The organism is Mycobacterium shunyiense, assembly GCF_058270035.1.
Genome location: NZ_JBZDPT010000011.1, coordinates 194236 through 216722 on the forward strand (window position 1 = coordinate 194236; position 22487 = coordinate 216722).

Below are 22487 nucleotides of genomic sequence, written 5' to 3' on the forward strand. Positions count from 1 at the left end.
CGGCGGCTAGACCGACACCAGGCCTGCGACGCCGGGCGCAGTCCGGGTCGGGTCGCCGAGTAGTTCGAGGGCGTTGTCGCGCATCACTTTCCGAGTGTCTTCGAGACTGAACTCGGGGAACTGTGGGATGTCCGCGGTGAAGGTGGTCGGATCGGCCAGACCCTCGCCGTGTGGCCAGTCCGACCCGAACAGGATCTTGTCCACCCCGATGGTGGCGGCGAGCAGCTTTACGTCGTCCTCGTAGTACGGCGCGATCCAGACGTTGTTGCGCAACTGCTCGACCGGATCCTCCTTGAAGTGGTACGGCGCATTGTTGGCGGCCTTCTTCAACCGCTTGATCAGCCGGTAGACGAAGTAGGAGCCGTTCTCGATGCTGCACACTTTGAGCTTGGGATGCCGGGTGAACACCTGGTGCACGATCATCGAGGCCATGGTGTCGTGGATGGCGCGGTCATCCATGATCACCATGTCGAGCGGATCACGCCGGCCGAATCCCTTGAATACCCCACTGCCGCCCCACAACGCCGGGACCGCCATGTAGCCGGAGTCCGACAGGTGGAAGACGACGGCGACGCCGGCCTCGGCCAACCGGGCCCACACCGGATCATGCAACGGATCACCGAGGGAGCGCGGCCTGACCGCGCCCGGCACCGGGGCCGGGCGCACACACACCAGCTTGGCGCCCCGGCTGATCACGAACTCGACTTCGTCTACTGCCTTTTCGGGATCGGCGAGCGAGATGATGGGTGCCGATACGAAGCGGCCGTCAGGCCGATCAAACCCCCAGTCCTCATCGAGCCACAGGTTGAAGGCGTGCACCGAGGCCATGGTGGCCTCGATGTCGTGCTTGAGCCCCTCCTCCACACCGCAGGCGAAAGTCGGCAACATGAACACGGTTTCGAGGCGCTGCCGGTCCAGCACCTTCACCCGGGCATCGCGATTCTGATACTCGGGATGCTCGGAGAGCCGGTCGACCTTCATCAGGGAAGCGGGGTCGACGCCCTCGGGAATTTCTCCCCGGAACAGCAGATCCAGGCAACCCGGTTCGATGATCGGGTCGAAGGTCGGGTTGGGGATGAAGTGGTTGACGGTTCCGCCCATCACGGCCAGGGTCCGCTTGCCGTCCTGCACCATCTGCACCCCACGGCTCCGGAACTCCTTGGGCAAGTGCCGGGTGAACGCGTCGGTCGGTTCGTAGTAATGGTTGTCGACATCGACGGCCAGGTAGGGCAGACGCTCTGGGGTGTCGGTCATGTCATCAACCTTCTTTCAGCGGCGGGAAGTTCGGGGGTCGTTTCTCGAAGAACGCGGTGATGCCCTCGACGAGATCGGGCCGCACCATGGATTCGTGCATCAGGGTCTCGGCGCGGGCACTGACATCGCGCACGTCGTCGTGGGCGTCACCGTAGAGCTGACGTTTGATGACGGCCATCGAGGCCGGTGAACAGTTGCGCGCCAGATCTTCGGCGTACTCCAGCGCCCGGCTCAGCAGATCCTCCGGCGCCACAACCTCTTTCACCAAACCGAGCGCCACGGCCTCCTCGGCGAAGAAGGTGCGTCCGCTCAGCAGCAGGTCCGCCGACGCACCCCAGCCGGCCAGCCTCGGCAGGATCCAGGTGATGCCGTACTCGCCGATCAGCCCCCGGCGCGGGAAGGCAGTGGCGAATTTCGCACCGGCAGCCGCGAACCGGACATCGCACATCAGTGCGTGCGTGAGCCCGATGCCGACGCACGCCCCGTTGATGGCAGCGATGACGGGCTTGCGCAGTTCGGTCAGGAAATGCGGGTGGCGTTCGCCGACGATCTTGCTGACATCGGTGTCTTCGTTGATGCTGGCGCCGAGATCCTGCATGGCGCCCATGTATGCGCCCGCGCAGAATCCGCGGCCGCTCCCGGTCAGCACGATCACCCGGACCGCCGGGTCGGCTTCGGCGCGATCGAAACTCGCGTAGACGCCGGCCGAGATGTCCGCGCCCCAGGAGTTCAACCGATCGGGACGGTTGAGGGTGATGACGGCAACCCCGCCGTCGGTCACCTCGTAGAGAACAGCCTCGGTTCCGACACTGTCAGCGACCGTCATCCGCCGATACCTCCCCGATGCCACACCAGCCGTTCAGACATACATACTGTATACCTATCGGTAGTGCATTCCGCAAGCTCGGCGTTGGTGCCGCGACCTGCACAAAGACGGTTCAGGAATCGATCAAACCGAGCTTGCGATAAGCGGTCTCGATCTGGGCCTTGGCCGCATCCGGCAACAATTCCTGGGGCGGACGGGAATGCGGGTACTCGCCGACAGGCAATCCCAGCACCGAGGCCGCGTGTTTGAACGCGCCGGCCCAATGGGTGAAATAGTCGGCCCGACCCGGATAACAGGTGAACCAGGAACCCATGTCCAGGCCGAACTGGTCCAATCCGGACTCCCGGCCGAAGTCCATCGCCTCGATGAGCCGGTCGGCGTACACGAGGTCCCAGTACTCGGTGAAGATGCGGCGTTGCGGCGTCTCGTAGAGGTATCCGGCAGTACCCAACTGGGCCGGGCAGACGATGCCCTCACGCAACCAGCCGGCCCGGTACACCGTGGTGTCGCACTCCCAGACCGCCAGGTACGGCACCAGCTCGTGTAGCCGACGGCTCGCGGCCGGCCGGAAGGCGCCCTCCTTGGTGGCGCACACCGCCGGGATCGCCTCGGCGATCCGGGCGCTCTCGTCCGGTGCCAGGACATAGCCCGAGGACGGGGAATTGAACATGCCCAGGGCGATATCCGTGCGTTCGGCGATGTAGGAGAAAAAGCGAAGGACGCCCTCCCCTGCGTGCGCCTCCATCATGGGGGTCTGGATGTAGACGATGTCGGCGCCCGCATGTTGTGCGTGCAGCGTGAGCTCCAGACAGTCCTTGGCCGACGTGGCCGCGGTGCAGGCCTGCACGACCACACCCGGGTTGGCGCGGCGCCCCTCGTCGATCGCCACCTCGAGCAGCCGCTTACGCTCGGCGAGAGTCAGCGCCCAGAACTCGGCCAAACCACTGGTACACCAGAGCATCTGATGACCGAGGTCGCCGACGCAGTAGCGCACCAGGTGCCGGTAGGCATCCCAGTCGATGTCGTCGCCATCGGTTCCGCAGAACGGGGTGTAGAGCGAGTCACCGATCCCCCGCAAGGCTGAGCGAGCCCAGTCCCGCGCTTCGGCTGCCGTTGCCATACCGCCCCCTAGATAAAGTCCGATCCGCCGTCCACGTTGACGTTGGCCCCGGTCATGTACGAGTTGCGCTTGGACGCCAAAAAGGCTGCGACGGGACCGATTTCACCAGGAAGGCCGGCACGCGGCAGGTGGGCCGGATGTCCGAAATGCTCATCGATGGCCGCCATCAACGCATACGGATCGTTGCCGTCGACACCAACCGTGTCGGCCCAGCCTCGCAGCGCTTCCGAGGAGATGCTGCCCGGCGAGACCACGTTGACCATGATCTCGTCCTTGGCCAACAACAGCGATAGATTCTTGGACACGCTGTTCAGCGCCGCCTTTGCCGCCGTGTAAGCCGGCAGCCGAGTGCTCTGCCGCTGGACCGAATGCGCGGAGAAATTGACGACGCGAGCCCATTCGGCGTTGCGCAGCAACGGCAATGCCGCCCGTACGCAGCGCACCATGCCCATCAGACCGGTGTCGAATGCGTCCCGCCACTGGTCGTCGGTCAGCTCTTCGAAGTTGCCCGCAGCACCCGGGCCGACCGTGTTGATCAACGCGTTCAGCTCACCCCACCGGTCGCCGACCTCGGCGAAAGCCTGCTCGACTTGGGAGCTGTCCGAGGTGTCGGCGACGATCCCGACCGCCTCCGGCGATCCCAGCCGACCCAGCTCGGTTGCGGCAGCATCGAGTACGTCCTGGGACCGACCGACGATCGCTATGCGCGCGCCGTCCTCGGCCAGGCACTGGGCGGTTGCGAAACCCATCCCACGGCCACCGCCCACGACAACGGTGGCCGCACCTGCGAAACCGAGATCCATGGCCAGTTACTCCCCGGTCGCTTCGCTCCTGCCCGCCGGTCTCAGGAACCCGTCCAATTGGGCGCCCGCTTCTCGGCGAAGGCGATCGCCCCCTCCTTGGCGTCATTGGAGGAGAACACCGGTCCGAGCAGTTCGCCCTGCTTCTTCCACATCTCGTCGGCCGACCACTCCGAGGATGAAGCGATGATCTCCTTGGTCACGGCCACGGCCAAGGGGCCATTGGCGGTGATTCGATCGGCGAGTTCCAGGGCACCGTCGAGTGCCTCACCGGGCTCGGTCAACTTGTTGACGAAACCCCACGCGGCGGCTTCCTCGGCAGTGAAGCTGTCGCCGGTGAGGGCGAGTTCCATCGCCTTCTGGTACGGAATGCGCTGGTGCAGTCGCAGCAGTCCACCGCCGCCTGCCACGAGACCCCGCTTGACCTCGGGGATACCGAATTTGGCGACCTTGGAGGCGACCACGAGGTCGGTCGCCAGAACCAGCTCGGTACCACCGGCGAGCGCGAACCCCTCGACCGCGGCGATCAGTGGCTTGCGCGGCGGGCGCTCGGTGAAGCCGGCGCCGCGACCGGGCACGTAGGGCAGTTCCCCCGATGCGAACGCCTTGAGGTCCATGCCGGCGCAGAAGTTTCCGCCCGCGCCGGTCAGGACGGCCACCGACAGTTCTGGGGTGTCGTCGAGTTCGTCCATGGCATCGGCGAGGCCCTGGACCACCGCGAGATTGAACGCGTTGCGTGCTTCCGGACGATTGATCGTGATGATGAGCGTGCGACCCCGACGCTCCCGCAGAACTACTTCCGACACCAACTGCCCCTTCGCTTGCGGCCCAATTACCCGGAAAAGCCTACTATAGGGGTTACAGTAAAAAGCCGGAACCCCGTCCAATACCTCCGAGCGACGCCTCGGCGCCCACTGTGGACGGCAGCAACAGAGAGGCTACCGGTAAGCTCGACAGCGACAAGACCCCGCGACACGCGCACATTGGCGCAGTTCAGGTGGTGGCCGGCGGTAAATTCACCTGCGATTGACCCGCGCCACAGGACGGCTTGAGCAAGATCGATTTCGATGGAGGTGCCCGCAGTGGCAAAGCAACCGACCGCTGAGAAACGTCAACGGCGCGAACGCGGGTCCATCAATCCCGAAGACATCATCAAGGGTGCATTCGAACTCGCCGAGCAGGTGTCGATCGACAACCTCAGCATGCCGCTCTTGGGCAAACATCTCGGCGTCGGCGTCACCAGCATCTACTGGTACTTCCGCAAGAAGGATGACCTGCTCAACGCGATGACCGACCGCGCACTCCGCGAGTTCGTGGTCGCCACTCCTTACGTCGAAGCGAAGGACTGGCGCGAGTCGTTGGCCAACCACGCCAGGACCATGCGAAAAGCCTTCATGGGCAACCCGATTCTGTGTGATCTCATTCTCATTCGCTCCGCCCTGAGCCCGCGTGCCGCACGCCTCGGCGTGCAAGAGATGGAGACCGCGATCTCCGGCCTGGTGGAGGCCGGATTGCCAGTCGAGGACGCCTTCGACACCTATTCGGCCGTCTCCGTACACGTGCGCGGCTCGGTGGTGCTGCACCGCCTCTACGAAAAGAACCGGGCCAACGACAACGCACCGGGCGACTACGAAGAGACCATGGTCATCGACCCGGAAGTGACGCCTCTGCTCGCACAGGTCACCACCGAGGGACACCGCATCGGCGCGGCCGACGAGAAGAACTTCGAGTACGGCCTTGAGTGCATCCTCGACCACGCGGCCGCACGGATCGCACAACCGACGGCGACCAAGTCCAAGCGCAAATAAGCGCAACCTTCACCTGAGCCGAAGTCGCCCCTGGCACTCCGGCCACTTCCGTGCGCCACCAATCCGGAATTCCGTTCGCGGCCGGGCGATTTCGCGTACCCACCGCTTCCCGGTGAGCCGGCACCCAGCTCACCGGGCCCGTGACGTCATCGCCGATTGTTACATTGACAAATGTAACAGTCTGTGGTGACGTAACCCTCGTGACCGCAGTTGCCTCACCCGACCTGCCGGCTGTGCCCAGTGGCCGTTCCCTGCGCGCCGTCGTCGCGGCCGCCACCACCCGGTGGACGTTGGGCTGCCTCACCGGCGTGATCCCGATGAACCGTCCGGGAGTGTGGTTCTCCCGCGGACTGATCGCCACCATCATGGGGACGTTGGGATCGATGCCCGACGGCACCAGGGTCATCCCGGTCCGCCGGCCCGGACTGCGCGGCGAATGGGTGATCGGCCCGGGCGTGAAGTTCGGCACGCGCGCCGGCTATTACATCCACGGCAGCGCCTACGTGATCTGTTCGGCACACACGCACCGCAAGCTGGTGGCACGGCTTTCCCAGGCCACCGGCATCCCGTTCTTCTCGGTCGACTACCGTCTGGCTCCCGAACACCGATTCCCGGCCGCCGCCGACGACGTCGAAGCGGGCTATCGGTGGTTACTCGCGCAGGGATATTCGGCATCGGACGTCGTGATCGGCGCGGACTCCGCGGGTGGCCACCTGACCTGCGACCTGCTGCTCCAGCACGCCGACGAACCCGGTTTCCAGCCCGCCGGAGTCGTGCTGTTCTCCCCTCTGATCGACCTCACCATGGCACTCGCGCTCCAGCAGGAACAGGTGCGCCGTGATCCGGCGATGTCGGCGACGGCGGCGCGGCAGTTGGTCGGGCTGTACACGGCGGCACAGAACCCGGACCAGCCGCGGCTGCGCCTCGACTTCGAGAAGGCGGATCGCCTGCCACCCATGCTGATCCAGGTCGGCGAGTTCGAAATGCTCAGCGCGGACGCGCGCTACCTCGATACCGAGGTCACCCGGAACGGAGGGGTGAGCACCCTCGAGGTCTGGCCCGCCATGGTGCACGTTTTCCAGGCACTGCCCCGGCTGGCGCCCGAAGCAGCGACGGCGCTGCGGCGGGCGGCGGGGTTCTTCTCCGCCGTGCTCGCGGACGACCGACCCGATACCCAGATGGAGGTGTGCTGATGTTCGGAATCGACATGCTGCTCAACGCTTTTCGTGGCGATCGGCGTTGCACCGATGCGAAGGCGGTCGTGACCGGCGCAGGTAGCGGCATCGGGCGGTCGTTCGCCCTTGAGCTCGCCCGGAGGGGTGGCGAGGTCATCTGTGCCGATATCGATTCCGACCGGGCCGACGAGACGGTGGCACTGATCGAGGAACTCCGCACCGGGAAGGGCCACGCCGTGGTCTGCGACGTATCCGATCGCAGCGCAGTCGAGCAGTTGGCCAAGCAGGCCGCCAGTGTTTTCGGCGGTCCACCGACCCTGGTGATCAACAACGCCGGCGTCGGCGTCGGCGGCAAGCCCGTCGGCGCCATCGGATTCGAGGACTGGGACTGGGCGCTCGGAATCAACCTGTGGGGTGTGGTGTACGGGTGTGAGGTCTTCACGCCGATCCTGCGCGAGGCCGGCCGAGGCGGGATCATCAACGTGGCCTCGGCAGCGGGATTTGCTGCGGCACCGTCGATGGCGCCGTACAACGTCTCCAAAGCGGGCGTCATGTCGCTGTCGGAGACACTGGCCGCCGAGCTCGCGGGCACGGGTGTCGCGGTGACAGTGCTGTGCCCGACCTTCGTGAAGACCAACGTCTTTCAGGACGGCCGCATCACCCCCGGCTCGATGAACCTCAGCCAGCAACTGGCCCGGTGGACCGGGCTGTCTCCCGAGAACGTCGCAGCCCGCACCTTGGACGCGCACGACAGCGGCCGCCTGTACGTGGTGCCCCAGATCGACGCCACTGTCATCTGGCACCTGAAGCGGCACTTCCCCGGTCTCTACGTCCGGGGCGCCGGACTGCTCGGCCGAGTTCTCCCCAAAGACTGAACCCTTCCCGACACCCGCTCTACCGAAAGGACGCACCATGGCGATGGATCTCGACAACATGCTGCAGATGATCAAAGACCGGCAATGGGCTCTGATCGACATCGACTGGGACGCACCGGGAGCCGAGCTGATCGAACCCGAACTGCACGCCAAGCTCAAGCCGTTCATGACCGACCTGATGTGGATCGAGAACGTCGGCGCCCGCGGCTTTGCCGCGCTGGCGAAGAAGGCACCGAATCCGACGCTCAAGAGCATCTACGAGCATTTCCACGCCGAGGAACAGAAGCACGCCAATGCCGAACTCGCCTTGATGCGCAGGTGGGGCATGCTCGAGGACGACGAGATCCCACCGCCGAACGTCAACGTCCAGTTGGTCATCAACTGGCTCGACAAGCATTCCGACGGAATGGGTCTGACGTTCCTCGGCACCGTCATCCCCATGCTCGAGGTCGCGCTGGACGGGGCATTGATCAAGTTCATCACCGACGAGGTCAAAGATCCGGTGGCACAGGAGGTGTTCAAGCGGATCAACTCCGACGAGTCCCGGCACCTGGCCGTCGACTTCGAGGTGATGGACATCCTCGGGCATGCCGATATGCGCAAGCTGCTGATCGAGCTGGTGGGCGGCTGGATCAAGCCCACATTCCTGGTCGGAGTGCTCAGCTACTTCCCGCTGCTGAACAAGATGCGCGACAACATCGTCGAGATGGGTGTCAACGAGGACCGGCTGTACCAGGCGATGCGCAGGTTCCAAAGCGTCGGCGAACGCAGCGAATTCGCCCGCCGATTGCCGATGTACCGAATCATCTCGTGGCAGAGCCGCAAGGTGATCGACCGGACCTCCAAGTACCACTGGCTGGCCGATTCACTGGTCAAGATCACCGGGATGATCCCGATGTCGTTGGTCGAGAACACCCCCACCTGGTCGCAGGAACTGACCTACGAACCCGTCGCCTGAAGGAAGCCCTGACATGACTTCTTCATCCATCTCCGTTGCCATCATCGGTGCCGGATTCGCCGGAATCGGCGCCGCCATCCGGCTCAAGGCCGAGGGCGTCGAGGATTTCGTGATATTCGAGCGCGATTCCCGAGTCGGAGGAACCTGGCGCGACAATACCTATCCCGGTGCGGCGTGCGACATTCCGTCCCGGCTGTATTCGTATAGTTTCGCTGCCAACCCGGACTGGTCACACACGTACTCCGGCAGTGCCGAGATCCTGGAGTACATCGACGGCATGGTCGAGTCGTCCGGCCTCGCCCCGACGATCCGGTTCGGGCACACCGTCGTCGGTATCTCCTACGACGCGGAGGCCGGCGAGTGGACCGTCGCCCTCGAAGGCCGCGAACCGGTACGGGCCCGAAGTGTGATCGTCGCTGCCGGTCCGCTGGCCAACGCCAGCTTCCCGAACATCCCCGGGATCGACACCTACGAGGGCCACAAGATCCACAGCGCCCGGTGGGATCACGACTACGACTTCACCGACAAACGGGTCGCGGTCGTCGGGACCGGTGCCAGCGGCGTGCAGATCGTGCCCGAACTGGTGAAGACGGCGAAGACGGTCAAAGTCTTTCAGCGGACCCCCGGGTGGGTACTGCCGCGGATCAACACTCCCACCAGTGGCCGGCTGAAGCGCCTCTACCGCAACCTCCCGGTGACCCAGAGCCTGATGAGAAGCGCCTGGTACTGGGGACACGAGTCGGTTGCCCTCGGCGTCGTCTGGGACACCCCGTTCACCCGGCTGGTCGAGGCGGTCAGCAGCGCCAATCTCCGTCTGCAGGTGAAGGATCCGTGGTTGCGGCGCCAGCTGACGCCGGATTTCTCCGCCGGATGCAAGCGGCTCCTGATGACCAGCGAGTACTACCCCGCCTTACAGGCCGACAACTGCAAGCTGGTCACCTGGCCCATCGCTCGGCTGTCCCCCAACGGGATTCGCACCGTCGAGGGCATCGAGCACCAATTCGACTGCATCGTGTTCGCCACCGGGTTCGATGTCTGCAAGACCGGTACCCCGTTCCCGATCACCGGCATCGACGGCCGTGAGCTCGCCGCCGAATGGAGCCGCGGCGCCTACGCGTACCGCAGCGTCGCGGTATCGGGTTATCCCAACCTGTACTTCACCTTCGGACCGAACTCCGGCCCCGGACACAGTTCGGCACTGGTGTACATGGAGGCTCAGATCAACTACATCGTCGAGGCGATCTCGACGCTTCTGCGGTACGACTGGAAATCGCTGGATGTCCGTATCGAGGCCCAGAACCGGTACAACGAGGACATCCAACGGCGCCTGGGCTCCACCACCTGGAACTCCGGTTGCCAGAGCTGGTATCTGACCGAGGACGGTTTCAACGCGACCATGTATCCGGGGTTCGCCACCCAATACGTCAATCAGCTGAAGACGGTGAACCTGCACGACTACAGGATCACTGCGCGTCGCGACAACGAGACCGCGGCGGGCCGCGACATGAGCCCCCTGGCGCAGGTCAGCGGCAGCCCCGCGGCCACCGGATAGGATTCCGGGGTGACCGAGTATCGGATTGACGACCTCGCTCGGGAGGCGGGGACGACGACCCGGAACGTTCGCGTCTACCAGGACAACGGGCTCCTGCCCCGGCCCCAGCGTCGGGGCCGGGTGGCCATCTACACCGATCGCCACCTGCGCCAGCTGCGCGCGATCACCCGGTTGCTCAGTGAGGGCTTCACGCTCAAGCACATCATGAAATTCCTGACCGGGTTGCAGCCCGGACAGAACCTCGTCGATGTGCTGGATCTGTCCGACCTCGAAGAATTGGTCACCGCACCGTGGTCGCACCCGCAGCCACGCACCATGTCCCTCGAGGAGCTGGAAGGACGGCTCGGCGACCTGGACACATCGATGCTGCGCCGGCTGACCAACCACGGAATGATCGCGCCGACGGCCGATGCGAATATCTACTCGGTCCCCGATGTACGGCTCATCGATGACTTCGGCTCACTCGTATCCCGCGGAATGCCGCTGGAGATACTTCTGGAAACCAGCACCGCGGTCGACAAGAAGCTCGACGCCGCCGCCCGTGAGCTGACCCGCGGCGGTCATACCGAAGTTGTCCGCCAGCGGGGTCCGGGCTGGCTGCCCACCAATGATGCCGAGCTCGCTTGGGCCGCCGACCTGGTGGACACCATGCGGAGGGCCGCCAGACGACTTGCGCATGCCAGCCTGGACCGCGCCTTCGACGAAGCTGTTCGTGCCGAGTTGCACGAGTATCAGGCAGCAGGCAAGGCCGAGGCCGAATCCGGCCCGGAGACCGCTGCCGAACCTGAGCCAGACGGGGAGACCACGCCGGATCGCCCCCGCCGGGCTCAGGTCAAGCGATCTAAACCTCGATGACGACCGCGCCGCCCTGGCCGCCACCCGCGCACATCGCGGCGACGCCGATGCCGCCACCACGGCGCTGCAATTCGTAGACGAGCGTGGTGACCATGCGGGCACCGGAAGCGGCGATCGGATGGCCGAGGCTGCAGCCGCTGCCGGAGAAGTTCACCAGCTCCTCGTCGAGCCCGTACTTGCGCACCGCGGCGATCGGCACCGAGGCGAACGCCTCGTTGATCTCCCACAGCGCCACATCCGAGGGCTTGAGTCCGGCCCGGCCGAGGACCTTGCCGATCACCTCGACGCCGCCGAGACCCGTGTCCTTGGCGGGCACGCCGACCGCGCCCCAGGCCCTGACGGTGGCCAGCACATTGAGGTTCTCCGCGGCCGCATAGTCGTCACCGACCAGCGCGACAGCAGCGGCAGCGTCGTTGGTGCCGCTGCTGTTGCCCGCGGTGATGGAGAATCCTTCGATCTCCGGGTGCAGGACCTTGAGTTCGGCGAGCTTCTCGGCGGTGGTGCCGCGGCGAGGATGCTCGTCGACGCTGAACTCGATGACCGACCCGTCGGGTTGGTTCACCTTCAGCGGCACGATCTCGTCGAGGAACTTGCCCGCGTCGATGGCGGCGATGGCGCGCTGGTGCGACCGCGCGGCCCAGGCATCCATGTCCTCGCGGGTGATCCCGGCGGCCTGTGCGGTGTTCCAGCCGACCGTGATCGACATGTCGCGCATGGGTGCGTCCGGGGTCTCGACGTGCGTCGGGGTCATCCACGGCTCGATGAACTCGATCTCGGGCCCGAACCCGGGCACCCGCCACTTCATCAGCGGCGACGAGGACAGCGACTGCACACCGCCGGCCACCAGGACCCGCTCCATGCCGGAGCCGATCTGGGCCGACGCATTACCGATGGCGGTGAGCGACCCCGCACAGTGCCGGTTGACGGCCTGGCCGGGCACCGACTCCCAGCCCAGCGCGTCGGCGGCGTAGCGCGCGATATCGCCGCCGCCGTAATTGGATTCGGCGAAGATCAGGTCGTCGATCGCCTCCGGGGCGATGCCGGCGCGACGCACGACCTCGGGCAGGACGGTGGTGATCAGGGTTTCCGGCGGGGTGTTGACCAGGGTCCCTTTGAAGGAACGGCCGATCGCTGTGCGGGCAGCGCCCACGATGACGGGTGTTGGCATGGTTCCACCTTTACGCTATATCGTGTTTCTGTAACGGTATCAGGACGGGTTTCTACTGCGGTTCGGGGACGTGGAAATGCTCGTCGCGCAGGCGGAACGCTTCCTTCGTGCCATGCTGCGCGCGGGTCTTGACGAAGTTGAACTCACCTGGCGAAAACTGCAGGTTGGTGCCGTAGGCATGGAAGATGTAGCTGGCCACCTCCTCGCCCTGGTAGGCCTGACTCTGCTCGACGAGCCGGAACGCCTCCTTGGCGATCACCACCCCGTCGGCGGGCATCTTGGCCGCCTTGGCCGCCCAGTACTGCGCCCGCGCCGTCACCTGGTCGGCATCGCAGGTGTCGGTGAAGATGCCGAGGTGCTCGATCGAGCCGGCCTCGACGATGTCCCCGGTAAGAAGCATCCGCCGGGCCAGCACCGGACCGAGGCGGTGAAAGAACATGTGCAGGCTGCCGAGGGCGGGGCCGAGGAACCGCGTCGCGGGCATCCCGATCTTGGTGTCACGGGCGATCACCGAGATGTCGGTCATCAACGCCATCTCGAACCCCCCGCCAAGCGCGTAGCCGCTGATCTCGCCCACCGTGACCTTCGGGAAGCCCATGAAGTTGTGGTAGAAGCCAAACGACTTGCGGTCCACCGTGAGTCGGCGCCGCTGGCTCGGACGGGACTTCTTGGGCGCGGAAGGACCTTCAGCTCCAGCCCTCTGCTCTTCGCGCGAGCGCTCATCGCCATACCAGCCGTAGGCATTGTTCATGTCCGCACCCGTGCTGAACACGCCCTCCGCACCGCGCAGCAGCACCACGGTCAGGTCGTCGTCGTCCGCCACGATGTCGAGGTAACGGGCCACCTCGTCGCGCATCGCCGCGTCATAGGAGTTGCGCTGCCTGGGATTGTTCAGCGTGATGGTGGCGATGCGGTGGTCCGCATCGACCTCGAACAGCACCCGGTCATCTGTCATGCGAAATCAACCTCGCTTCAATGGTTTTGTCGTTACCGGCGGCCAGCGTGGTGCGCCGGGCGGCGGTGAGATGGTCGGCCGCGAGCTTGGTGGCCCGCGCCGAATTGCCGTCGGCGATCGCATCCAACAACCGCTGGTGATCGCGCAGCGCGGCCCTCATGGTCTTCTCGGACATGCCGGCGCCGTCTTCCCCGGTCCACACCGACGATTCGTGCGTCGACCAGATCAACTCCAGCGAGCCGATGAGCAGGATCATCGGCTCGTTGCCGCATCGGGACACCAGGGCTTCGTGGAACCTCCGGGCGTTCGGCACGTACTGCGAGGTGTCCTCGAACTGTGCTGCCTGAAGGTCGATCTCGGCCTGCAGGTAAGGCACCACCTCGGTGGCACGGTCCTCTCGGTCCGCACACATGCCCGCACAGATCGGTTCGAGACGCAGCAGCGCCTCACTCACATCGGCGGGCGTGGCAGCGCGGGTCTGCAGCACCATGCCGATCATGTGGGCGGTGCGGTCAGCCGAGGGCATCTGCACCACGGCACCGCCGACGTTTCCGCGGCGCACCGAGATCAACCCGTCCGTCTCCAGCAGATGGATCGCCTCACGCAACGCGGGCGGGCTGACCCCGAACTCCTGGAACAGGCTCTCCTGGGTGGGAAGGATGTCACCCTCACGCAGGCGGCCGGACAGGATGTCGTCGCGCAGTTTGGACGCCACGATCTCGGCAACCCGAGGCTGCCGGATGCGCCGTACGCGTCCTTCCATCAACGACCTTTCCTTGCTAACTTGTACAAGATAGTAACCGCATCGCCTACTGTATGGGCAACTGTATGGATTCGGAAAGGCTGGTTTCCAGGTGACTGACGGTTCGGTGACCACGTCCCGTGCGGACGCCACCCTGCGCATCACGCTCGACCGTCCGGCGCGGCGTAACTCGTTGAGCCATCAGATGATCGACGATCTGGTCGCGACCCTGTCGGCAGCCGCACACGACGATTCACTGCGCGCCGTCGCCATCACCGGCGCGGCGGAAAACTTCTGCGCCGGAGCCGACTGGGTCGCCACCAACAGCACCGGACAACGGCCCCGTACCGGTGACCTGGTCCGGCGGATCCCGCACACCGCGCACCGGATCATCGAGCTGGTGTCCACCATCCAGCTACCGGTGGTATGCGCAGTGCGGGGCTGGGCGGTCGGCCTGGGCTGCAACCTGGCCCTCGCCGCCGACTTCACCATCGCCGAGGACGGGGCGACGTTCTGGGAACCGTTCATGAACCGGGGATTCACCCCCGACTCGGGGGCGACCTGGCTGCTGCCACGACTGGCGGGGGTGGCCCGGGCCAAGCGCATGCTGCTGCTCGGTGAGAAGGTCAACGGATCACAGGCGGCCGACTGGGGACTGATCCACAGCGCGGTGCCCGCCGACGAGTTGGATACGGCGGTCGATTCGCTATTGGCACGCCTGGCGGCCGGGCCGACCGTCGCGATCGGACTGGCCAAACAGGCCATTGCCTACGGCCAGCACGCCACCCTGACCCAGTCCATGAACCAAGAATTGTCCAACCTGGAACTCTCCTGCCGTACAGGCGATTTCAAAGAAGGCCTGGCTGCGTTCCGGGAACACCGCGATCCCGACTTCACCGGGCGATAAGAGGAATCGATGACAGATTACGAGACCATCAAATACGAGGTGGACGGCCACAAGGCCACCATCACCCTGAATCGGCCCGACGCGCTCAATGCGTTGTCCCCGCACATGATCACCGAACTGCGGGCCGCCTACACCGAAGCCGAGAACGACGACGACGTCTGGCTGATGATCGTCACCGCGACCGGTCGGGCCTTCTGCACCGGCGCCGACGTCAAGGAGATCCCCGGCGACGGAAAGGTCGTCAACGAACGCCCCTACCTGTCCACGTACGAACAGTGGGAGGCGCCGCAGGAGGGAACTCCGCCGTTTCGCACCATGGCCAAGCCTGTCGTGGTGGCCATCAACGGAATCTGCTGCGGCGCCGGACTGGACTGGGTCACCACCGGCGACATCGTGATCGCCTCGGACAAGGCGACGTTCTTCGACCCGCACGTCAGCATCGGTCTGGTCGCCGCCCGCGAAATGGTGCGCCTGGCCCGTGCCCTCCCCCGATCGGTGGCGCTGCGGATGGCACTGATGGGCAAGCACGAGCGCATGACCGTCGAGCGTGCGTACGAACTCGGGTTGATCACCGAGATCGTCGAGCACGACAAACTGCTGGAACGTGCCCACGAGATCGCCGACACCGTGTGTCTCAATGCCCCACTGGCGGTCCGAGGAACCCGACTGGCCATTCACAAGACCCTGGATCTGCCGCTGCACGAAGGAGAGATCCTGGCCGAGACGTTCCGCGAGCGGGTGGTCCGCACCGAAGACGCGCTCGAAGGACCGCGGGCCTTCGTCGAGAAGCGCAAGCCCAACTGGCAGGCACGGTAACGGGCGATGGAGACACTGCTCCTCGACTTCGACCACGAATCCCGGGTGGCCACGCTCACGCTGAACCGCCCCGAGGCCCTGAACTCGTTCAACCGCGCCATGTGCCACGAGATGCGCGACGCGTGGCATGCAATCAAGGACGACGAAGGCATCAACGCGGTGGTGCTACGGGCTGCCGGCGACCGGGCTTTCAGCGCCGGGCTGGACGTGAAATCAAGCTACGGACAGCCCGAGATCGTCTGGAACCACGAGGATCCCGGTGAACTGCTCAGCCCCAAGTGGCAGAAGATGTGGAAGCCGGTGGTCTGCGCGGTGCAGGGCATGTGCACCGCCGGGGCGCTGTACTTCGTCAACGAGGCCGACATCGTGATCTGCTCCCAGGAGGCCACCTTCTTCGATTCTCATGTCAGCGCCGGACTGGTCTCGGCGCTGGAGCCGATCGGCCTGATGCGCCGGGTCGGTCTCGGCGATACGTTGCGGATGGCGTTGATGGGCAACGACGAACGGGTAAGCGCCGAGACAGCACTGCGCATCGGACTGGTCACCGAAGTGGTAGCGAGAGATCAGCTGTGGGACCGCGCACACGAGATCGCCGCCACGATCGCGGCGAAACCGCCGACTGCCACCCAGGGCACGGTGAAGGCCATCTGGGAGTCCCTGGACAAGCCGTACCGTGCCGCGATGGACCAGGGCCTCATCTATACGCGACTGGGCAATCCGATCGCCAAGGCCGAGTTGTGCGAGCGTCCCATGCCCAAGACACAGCCCCGGACCCGCTGATGCCCCACCCGCTTTCACGGCGCATCGACGACGTACTCGATCTCGACCCGGCCGCACCGGCCATCCAGTACGACGGCCAGTGGTTCACCTGGGGACAGGTCGCGACGCTCGCGCGGGGCATCGGTGCATCGACAGCCGGCACCCGCGTCGGCATCCTCCTGCGCAACCAACCCGCCCACGTGGCAGCGCTACTCGGGGTGCTGGCCTCCGGCGGCACCGTCGTGGTGATCAATCCCTCCCGCGGCGACGAGCGCACCCGGGCCGACATCGAGACACTCAACCTGCCGGTACTCGTAGGCCTGGCCGAGGACATCGCCGCGCTGGCCTCACCCTCCCCCACGACGACGACCGTGACGATCCGCGATCTCGACACCGCGCCAGGGGTGGTTACCGCCCCGGATCCGGCGCACGACGCCGGGCGTCCGGGGGTGGCGGTGTGGATGTTGACCAGCGGCACCACCGGCCCTCCCAAACGCGTGGACCTGACGTACGACATGCTCACCCGCAGCGTCATCGGCCGCGATCCCGAAAACTCCCCGGCACCAACCGAACTGCGACGCGGGGTGGCCATCGTCAACTCGCCTTTGGTCCACGTCGGCGGCGTGTTCCGGGTCTTGTTGTGCATCGCCGAGGCACGGCCATTCGTGCTGCTGCCCAAGTTCGAGCTCCAACGCTGGGCCGACGCCGTGCGCGAGCACCAGCCGCGAGCGGTGTCACTGGTGCCGGCCGCACTGCGCATGGTGCTGCACTCCGACCTCACCCGCGACGACCTCGCCGGCATCCGCGCAGTCACCTCCGGCACCGCCCCGCTGTCGGCCGACGATGCCGATGCGTTCACCGAGAAGTTCGGCATCCCGGTGCTGACCTCGTACGCCGCGACCGAGTTCGGTGGCGGGGTGGCGAGCTGGACGCTGGCCGACCACCAGAAACACTGGAAGGACAAGCGGGGCAGTGTCGGCCGCGCCAATCCGGGGGCCCGGCTGCGCGTCGTCGACGAGGACGGCACCCCGCTGGGGTCCGATGAGAAGGGGCTGTTGGAGGTCAAACCGGCGCAGCTCGACGCCGACGCGGACTGGATACGAACCACCGACCTGGCCCGCATCGATGCCGACGGATTCGTCTGGATACTCGGCCGCGCCGACCAGGCCATCATCCGCGGTGGATTCAAAGTGATGCCCGACGACGTGCGCACCGCCCTGGAGAGCCACCCCGCCGTGCGCGGCGCCGCGGTGATCGGCATTCCCGACGAGCGCCTCGGTGAGACGCCGGTAGCCATGGTGGAACTGCGCACGCCTGCCCCCTCGGCAGAACTCACCGATTATCTGCAGGGACGGCTGGCGCGGTACGAGATCCCCACCAGGATCGCGATTGTCGACACCATCCCGCGTACGCCGTCGGGCAAGGCCGACCTGGGTGCCGTCCGCGAGCACTTCGCCACCGGTGGCTGACACGCTGGCCGCTATGCTCGCCGGACTGCGCGGCCGGGGTGCTCATCCCCTGCTGATCTGCGACAACAGCCGGATCAGCTACGCAGAAGCCGAGAGCCGTTCTGCCTCGGCGGCTCGAGGCCTGATCCAGCTGGGGGCCGGCAAGGGCACACATATCGGGCTGCTCTATCCCAACGGGGTCGACTTCGTGGTGGCCATGCTGGCCGCGGCGCGAATCGGCGCCGTCGTGGTGCCGTACTCCACGTTTCTCACCGCAGCCGAGCTGGAGACCCAACTGCGCGACAGCGATACCTCGATCCTGCTGTCGGCACGCTCCTACCGCAATCACGACTATGCGCAACGGCTTTCCGGTATCGACGGCCCGTGCCTGCGACACGTGTTGTTCGAGATGCCCCACGCCGATGTTCCGGCACTGGCCGAATTCGAAGACGACGTCGACGGCTGCGACCCGCTGGCCATTGTCTACACCTCAGGCTCGACCGGGCCGCCGAAAGGGGCCGTGCATACTCACGCATCGCTGATCGGCCATCAACGCAACCTCAACACGATCCGTGGGCTGACGAGCTCTGATCGGCTCTTCTGCAATTCACCGTTCTTCTGGATCGGAGGTTTCGCGTTCGGTCTGCTGGCCACCATGTCCGCCGGTGCCACCCTGATCTGTTCGAACGCCACCGACCCGGCGCTCACCCTCGACCTCATCGAGGCCGAGAGACCCACTGTCACCAATGGTTTCGTCGCCGGGATCGCACATCTCACGCACCACCCGAGCTACGCCGGCCGGCAGTTCACGGCCCGCCGCGGCAACCTCTATCCGATCATGGCGCCGGATGTCCGTCCGCGGGATCCCGAGCTACGCCACAACATGCTCGGCATGACGGAGTCCGGCAGCGTCGTGCTGCTCGACGGCGACGAGACCGATCAACCCGAGCGCCGACGCGGCAGCTACGGCAGGCCGGCGCCCGGGTTCGAGACCAAGCTGCTCGAGACGGGCGAACTATGTATCCGCGGCCCGCACATGATGCAGGGCTACCACGGACGCAGCAGAGAGGACTGTTTCGACCCCGACGGCTGGTTCCACACCGGAGACCTGGTGCGCGTGGACCGGGACGGATACTTCTACTTCCTCGGTCGCGCGGGCTCGATGATCAAGACGGCGGGTGCCAATGTGACACCTGGAGAGGTGGAAAAAGCCCTCGCGACATTGGGGTTCACCGCGCACGTGCTCGGCCTTCCCGACGCCGTGCGCGGTCAGACCGTCGCCGCCGTGATCGTCACCGACACGCCGGTTGACTTCGACGCGATGCGTAGGGCGCTGCGCGACATGTTGTCGGCGTACAAAATTCCGCGGGAATTCGCAGTCTGCCCACCCGCCGAGCTGCCGACGCTTTCCAGTGGCAAGGTCGATATGCCGGCGTTGGCGGGGCTGTTCGATGCCTGACTCTCTGCCTGACTCGATGCCGGACACCGTCGATGCGCTGCTGCGTCACCGTGCGCCGTCCACCAAACCCATGGTGATCGATCCGGACACCCGCATTAGTTACGCCGAGCTCGACACCAGCACTCGGAAGCTGGCGGCCGGGCTGATGACGGCCGGGGTCGCCAAGGGGTCCCGGGTCGGTCTGATCATGCCCAACTCGACGGACTGGGTACGGATTGCCATGGCAATCACCAGAATCGGGGCGATCCTCGTCCCGTTGAGCACACTACTGACCAGCCAGGAACTCACGGCCCAGTTGCGGACCGCCTCCGTGCAGTACCTGATCGCCATCGAACAGTTCCGCGGCCGCCGTTACCCACACGGTCCGGTGCCGTCGCTGCGCCACACGTGGACTCCCGAGGACGTCCTCGCTTTCACCGGCACCGCACCGTTGCCACCGGTACGGCCCAGCGACCCACTCGTCGTCATGTTCACCTCGGGCAGCAGTGGCGCACCGAAAGGCGTCGTCCACTCCCATGCAAACGCCTTGGCTGCGGTCCGTTCCGGGCTCGGTGCGCGGTGCATCACCGCCGAGACACGCCTTTACCTGCCGATGCCGTTCTTCTGGGTGGGCGGTTTCGGTGCAGGCATCCTGTCGGCGCTGGTGGCCGGGGCCACCCTGGTGACCGAGCCTGTTCCCCACCCCGAAGCCACCTTGGAACTCCTTCGGCGTGAACAGGTTACGTTGTTCCGCGGATGGCCCGGGCAGGCCGAATCTCTCGCTCGTCATCCCGCGAGCGCCGACCTCTCGACGCTACGGCCGGGCAGCCTGGAGGCCCTGCTCCCGGTGCACCTGCGTGCTGAGCCCGGCGCGCGGGCGTCGCTGTTCGGGATGACCGAATCGTTCGGGCCGTACTGTGGCTACCCGGCAGATGCCGACATGCCCCGCTCCGCGTGGGGCAGCTGCGGTAAACCGTTCCCGGGAATGGACATTCGCATCGTCGACACCGCTTCCGGCACACCACAACCCGCGGGCGTCACCGGCGAGATCCAGATCCGCGGGCGGCATGTCATGCGTGGAATCTGCCGCCGCAGCCGCGAGGAAGTCTTCACGCCCGACGGTTACTACCCCACCGGAGATCTGGGCTACCTCGATGGCGACGGGTTCCTGTTCTACCGCGGCCGCTCCGATGACATGTTCAAAGTCAGCGGCGCCTCGGTGTATCCGAGTGAAGTACAGCGGGAGCTTCGGTCTCTTCCCGGAGTCCGAACCGCTCATGTCGTGAATGTTCCCGATGGTCAGACCAATCAGGTCGGGACAGTACTCGTCGGCGACAGCCTCGCGGCCGATTCGCTACGCACCGCCGCACGGGACGTACTGAGTCCGTTCAAGGTGCCCACGCTGTGGCTGCTGTTGGACGACGAAGATGCCGTGCCGCGCGGAGCCACGGGAAAGATCGACAATGCCGCACTACGCGCCATGTTGAGGGAAGGTAACCGACGATGAAAACCAAAGGTGCCCTTGTATGGGACTTCGGTCAACCGTGGTCGATCGAGGAGATCGAGATCGGCGACCCCCGCACAGGCGAGGTCAAGGTGGCTTTGGAAACCGCGGGGCTGTGCCACTCCGACCATCACTTGATGACCGGAGACATCCCGATGGCCGACTTTCCGATCCTGGGTGGGCATGAAGGTGCCGGAGTGATCGTGGAGGTGGGGCCCGAAACCGAGGGTCTAGCGGTCGGCGACCACGTGGTGATGTCCTTCATCCCTTCCTGCGGAACCTGCCCGGCTTGCCAGGTTGGCCTGCGCAATCTGTGCGACCTCGGGATGGGACTACTCGCGGGCGCTTCGGTCTCCGACGGGTCATTCCGCATACAGACCAATGGGAAGAACGTGATTCCCATGTCACTGCTCGGCACCTTCGCTCCATACGTCGTCGTGCATCGGACGTCGGTGGTGAAGATCGACCCGGCAATCCCCTTCGAGGTGGCCTGTTTGGTGGGGTGTGGGGTGACCACCGGGTACGGTTCGGCAGTACGCAGCGCGGACGTCCGGCCGGGCGAGGACGTAGCGGTCATCGGCATCGGCGGTGTCGGTGTCGCAGCCCTGCAGGGTTCGGCGATCGCCGGCGCCCGCCGCATATTCGCCGTCGACCCGGTCGAATGGAAGCGGGACCAGGCACTCAAATTCGGTGCGCGCGAGTGCTACCCGGACGTAGCGGCTGCCTTGACCGGAGTGGCCGAAGCGACCGGCGGCCGCATGTGCCACAAGGTCATTGTGACCGTTGGCCGTACCGAGGGGCGAGATGTGGAGTCGTGGATGCGGCTCACGGCCAAAGGTGGTACGTGTGTGCTCACTGCGATGGGCAATGTGGTCGATTCCGACACCACATTGAACCTGGCCGGCCTGACCCTGCTACAGAAGAGCCTGCAAGGAAGCCTGTTCGGCGGCGGCAACCCGCAGTTCGACATTCCTGAACTGCTCGCCCTCTATCAGCTGGGCAAGTTGAACCTCGACGACATGGTGACCCGCGAGTACCGCCTCGATCAAATCAACGAGGCCTACCGCGACATGTTGGAGGGGCGCAACATCCGCGGTGTCATCCGCTACACCGAGGCTGACCGATGACCGCTGACATCTTCGAACTTTTTCAGCTGATCGGATACCGCGATGCCGCGGGCGCGGACGATGAGGCGGTGGTCGAGCTCCCAGTGGCCCCGCACGTGATCAACACCAACGGCGGATTGCAGGGCGGTCTGCTGGCCACCCTCGTCGACACCGCGGCCGGGAAGCTGGCAATGCGGCGACTGCCACCGGGTCACAGTGTCGTGACGTCGGACCTCAGCCTGCGCTACCTACGACCGGTCACCGACGGCGCCGCCCGAGCGGTGGCACGAATTGTCCACGCCGGCAAACGATCCATGGTGGTGCAAGTCGAGATCCGCGCAATGCCCGATGATGACCTGGCTGTCATCGCCACGGTCAGTTTCGCGATGATCCGGGCACGGACCTGAATCGCGGCTCCGCA

General features: G+C 65.6%; 22 protein-coding genes. 14 read left to right on the top strand and 8 right to left on the bottom strand.

The window, feature by feature from the left end; all coding sequences use genetic code 11:
• Positions 1 to 6: 6 nt before the first annotated feature.
• From AC4ELS_RS09725 to AC4ELS_RS09745, 5 genes are all read right to left on the bottom strand, one after another.
• The gene (locus AC4ELS_RS09725; RefSeq protein ID WP_499046939.1) at positions 7 to 1254 is read right to left on the bottom strand and encodes an amidohydrolase family protein; all 1248 of its coding nucleotides are present in this window, start codon (positions 1252 to 1254) and stop codon (positions 7 to 9) included.
• 4 nt (positions 1255 to 1258) lie between these two features.
• On the bottom strand, positions 1259 to 2080 hold the full coding sequence (locus AC4ELS_RS09730) for an enoyl-CoA hydratase (protein WP_499046942.1): 822 nt from the start codon (positions 2078 to 2080) through the stop codon (positions 1259 to 1261).
• A gap of 112 nt (positions 2081 to 2192) precedes the next feature.
• Positions 2193 to 3200: a dihydrodipicolinate synthase family protein gene (locus AC4ELS_RS09735; RefSeq protein ID WP_499046945.1), complete on the bottom strand. Its 1008-nt coding sequence runs from the start codon at positions 3198 to 3200 to the stop codon at positions 2193 to 2195.
• Positions 3201 to 3208: 8 nt separating this feature from the next.
• Positions 3209 to 4003 (bottom strand): SDR family NAD(P)-dependent oxidoreductase, encoded by a 795-nt coding sequence (locus AC4ELS_RS09740; RefSeq protein WP_064886199.1) that lies wholly within the window; start codon positions 4001 to 4003, stop codon positions 3209 to 3211.
• Between the two features lie 41 nt (positions 4004 to 4044).
• Positions 4045 to 4806: a crotonase/enoyl-CoA hydratase family protein gene (locus AC4ELS_RS09745; RefSeq protein ID WP_003881296.1), complete on the bottom strand. Its 762-nt coding sequence runs from the start codon at positions 4804 to 4806 to the stop codon at positions 4045 to 4047.
• 261 nt (positions 4807 to 5067) lie between these two features.
• On the opposite strand from AC4ELS_RS09745, the gene AC4ELS_RS09750 reads away from it, so the two are divergent.
• The 6 genes from AC4ELS_RS09750 to AC4ELS_RS09775 all read left to right on the top strand — a co-directional run bounded on the left by AC4ELS_RS09750 (position 5068) and on the right by AC4ELS_RS09775 (position 11223).
• Positions 5068 to 5808 carry a TetR/AcrR family transcriptional regulator gene (locus AC4ELS_RS09750; RefSeq protein WP_179964497.1) on the top strand — a complete coding sequence of 247 codons (741 nt, stop codon included), beginning with the start codon at positions 5068 to 5070 and terminating at the stop codon, positions 5806 to 5808.
• Between the two features lie 200 nt (positions 5809 to 6008).
• Complete coding sequence (locus AC4ELS_RS09755; RefSeq protein WP_499046947.1) at positions 6009 to 7001, top strand: alpha/beta hydrolase; 993 nt, start codon at positions 6009 to 6011, stop codon at positions 6999 to 7001.
• The gene (locus AC4ELS_RS09760) at positions 7001 to 7858 is read left to right on the top strand and encodes an SDR family NAD(P)-dependent oxidoreductase (protein WP_499046949.1); all 858 of its coding nucleotides are present in this window, start codon (positions 7001 to 7003) and stop codon (positions 7856 to 7858) included. The genes AC4ELS_RS09755 and AC4ELS_RS09760 overlap by 1 nt, the downstream gene beginning before the upstream one ends.
• 37 nt (positions 7859 to 7895) lie before the next feature.
• On the top strand, positions 7896 to 8816 hold the full coding sequence (locus AC4ELS_RS09765; RefSeq protein WP_064886197.1) for a hypothetical protein: 921 nt from the start codon (positions 7896 to 7898) through the stop codon (positions 8814 to 8816).
• A 13-nt stretch (positions 8817 to 8829) separates the two neighbouring features.
• On the top strand, positions 8830 to 10368 hold the full coding sequence (locus AC4ELS_RS09770) for a flavin-containing monooxygenase (RefSeq protein WP_499046951.1): 1539 nt from the start codon (positions 8830 to 8832) through the stop codon (positions 10366 to 10368).
• A 9-nt stretch (positions 10369 to 10377) separates the two neighbouring features.
• Complete coding sequence (locus AC4ELS_RS09775; RefSeq protein WP_499046953.1) at positions 10378 to 11223, top strand: MerR family transcriptional regulator; 846 nt, start codon at positions 10378 to 10380, stop codon at positions 11221 to 11223.
• On the opposite strand, the gene AC4ELS_RS09780 is transcribed toward AC4ELS_RS09775, so the two are convergent.
• From AC4ELS_RS09780 to AC4ELS_RS09790, 3 genes are read right to left on the bottom strand one after another with little or no spacing between them, the layout of a single operon-like run.
• Positions 11210 to 12391 (bottom strand): thiolase family protein, encoded by a 1182-nt coding sequence (locus tag AC4ELS_RS09780; RefSeq protein ID WP_064886194.1) that lies wholly within the window; start codon positions 12389 to 12391, stop codon positions 11210 to 11212. The two genes, AC4ELS_RS09775 and AC4ELS_RS09780, sit on opposite strands and share 14 nt — an antisense overlap.
• A gap of 52 nt (positions 12392 to 12443) precedes the next feature.
• Positions 12444 to 13346 carry an enoyl-CoA hydratase/isomerase family protein gene (locus AC4ELS_RS09785; protein ID WP_499046955.1) on the bottom strand — a complete coding sequence of 301 codons (903 nt, stop codon included), beginning with the start codon at positions 13344 to 13346 and terminating at the stop codon, positions 12444 to 12446.
• The gene (locus AC4ELS_RS09790) at positions 13336 to 14109 is read right to left on the bottom strand and encodes a FadR/GntR family transcriptional regulator (RefSeq protein WP_499046957.1); all 774 of its coding nucleotides are present in this window, start codon (positions 14107 to 14109) and stop codon (positions 13336 to 13338) included. The genes AC4ELS_RS09785 and AC4ELS_RS09790 overlap by 11 nt, the downstream gene beginning before the upstream one ends.
• A 91-nt stretch (positions 14110 to 14200) precedes the next feature.
• Between AC4ELS_RS09790 and AC4ELS_RS09795 the strand changes: the two genes are divergently transcribed.
• From AC4ELS_RS09795 to AC4ELS_RS09830, 8 genes are read left to right on the top strand one after another with little or no spacing between them, the layout of a single operon-like run.
• Positions 14201 to 14995, top strand: a complete 795-nt coding sequence (locus tag AC4ELS_RS09795) for an enoyl-CoA hydratase/isomerase family protein (protein ID WP_448442920.1) — start codon at positions 14201 to 14203, stop codon at positions 14993 to 14995.
• A gap of 9 nt (positions 14996 to 15004) precedes the next feature.
• Positions 15005 to 15811 carry an enoyl-CoA hydratase/isomerase family protein gene (locus AC4ELS_RS09800; protein WP_448442918.1) on the top strand — a complete coding sequence of 269 codons (807 nt, stop codon included), beginning with the start codon at positions 15005 to 15007 and terminating at the stop codon, positions 15809 to 15811.
• A 6-nt stretch (positions 15812 to 15817) separates the two neighbouring features.
• Positions 15818 to 16591, top strand: a complete 774-nt coding sequence (locus AC4ELS_RS09805; protein WP_499046959.1) for an enoyl-CoA hydratase/isomerase family protein — start codon at positions 15818 to 15820, stop codon at positions 16589 to 16591.
• The gene (locus AC4ELS_RS09810) at positions 16591 to 18039 is read left to right on the top strand and encodes a class I adenylate-forming enzyme family protein (protein WP_499046962.1); all 1449 of its coding nucleotides are present in this window, start codon (positions 16591 to 16593) and stop codon (positions 18037 to 18039) included. The genes AC4ELS_RS09805 and AC4ELS_RS09810 overlap by 1 nt, the downstream gene beginning before the upstream one ends.
• A gap of 13 nt (positions 18040 to 18052) precedes the next feature.
• Positions 18053 to 19477: a class I adenylate-forming enzyme family protein gene (locus tag AC4ELS_RS09815; RefSeq protein WP_499046964.1), complete on the top strand. Its 1425-nt coding sequence runs from the start codon at positions 18053 to 18055 to the stop codon at positions 19475 to 19477.
• Between the two features lie 16 nt (positions 19478 to 19493).
• Positions 19494 to 20963: a class I adenylate-forming enzyme family protein gene (locus AC4ELS_RS09820; RefSeq protein WP_448443001.1), complete on the top strand. Its 1470-nt coding sequence runs from the start codon at positions 19494 to 19496 to the stop codon at positions 20961 to 20963.
• Positions 20960 to 22087 carry an NDMA-dependent alcohol dehydrogenase gene (locus AC4ELS_RS09825; protein WP_448442911.1) on the top strand — a complete coding sequence of 376 codons (1128 nt, stop codon included), beginning with the start codon at positions 20960 to 20962 and terminating at the stop codon, positions 22085 to 22087. Before AC4ELS_RS09820 ends, AC4ELS_RS09825 begins: the two co-directional genes overlap by 4 nt.
• Entirely contained in the window at positions 22084 to 22473 is a 390-nt protein-coding gene (locus tag AC4ELS_RS09830) for a PaaI family thioesterase (protein WP_448442909.1), read from the top strand. The genes AC4ELS_RS09825 and AC4ELS_RS09830 overlap by 4 nt, the downstream gene beginning before the upstream one ends.
• The last annotated feature ends 14 nt before the right edge of the window (positions 22474 to 22487 follow it).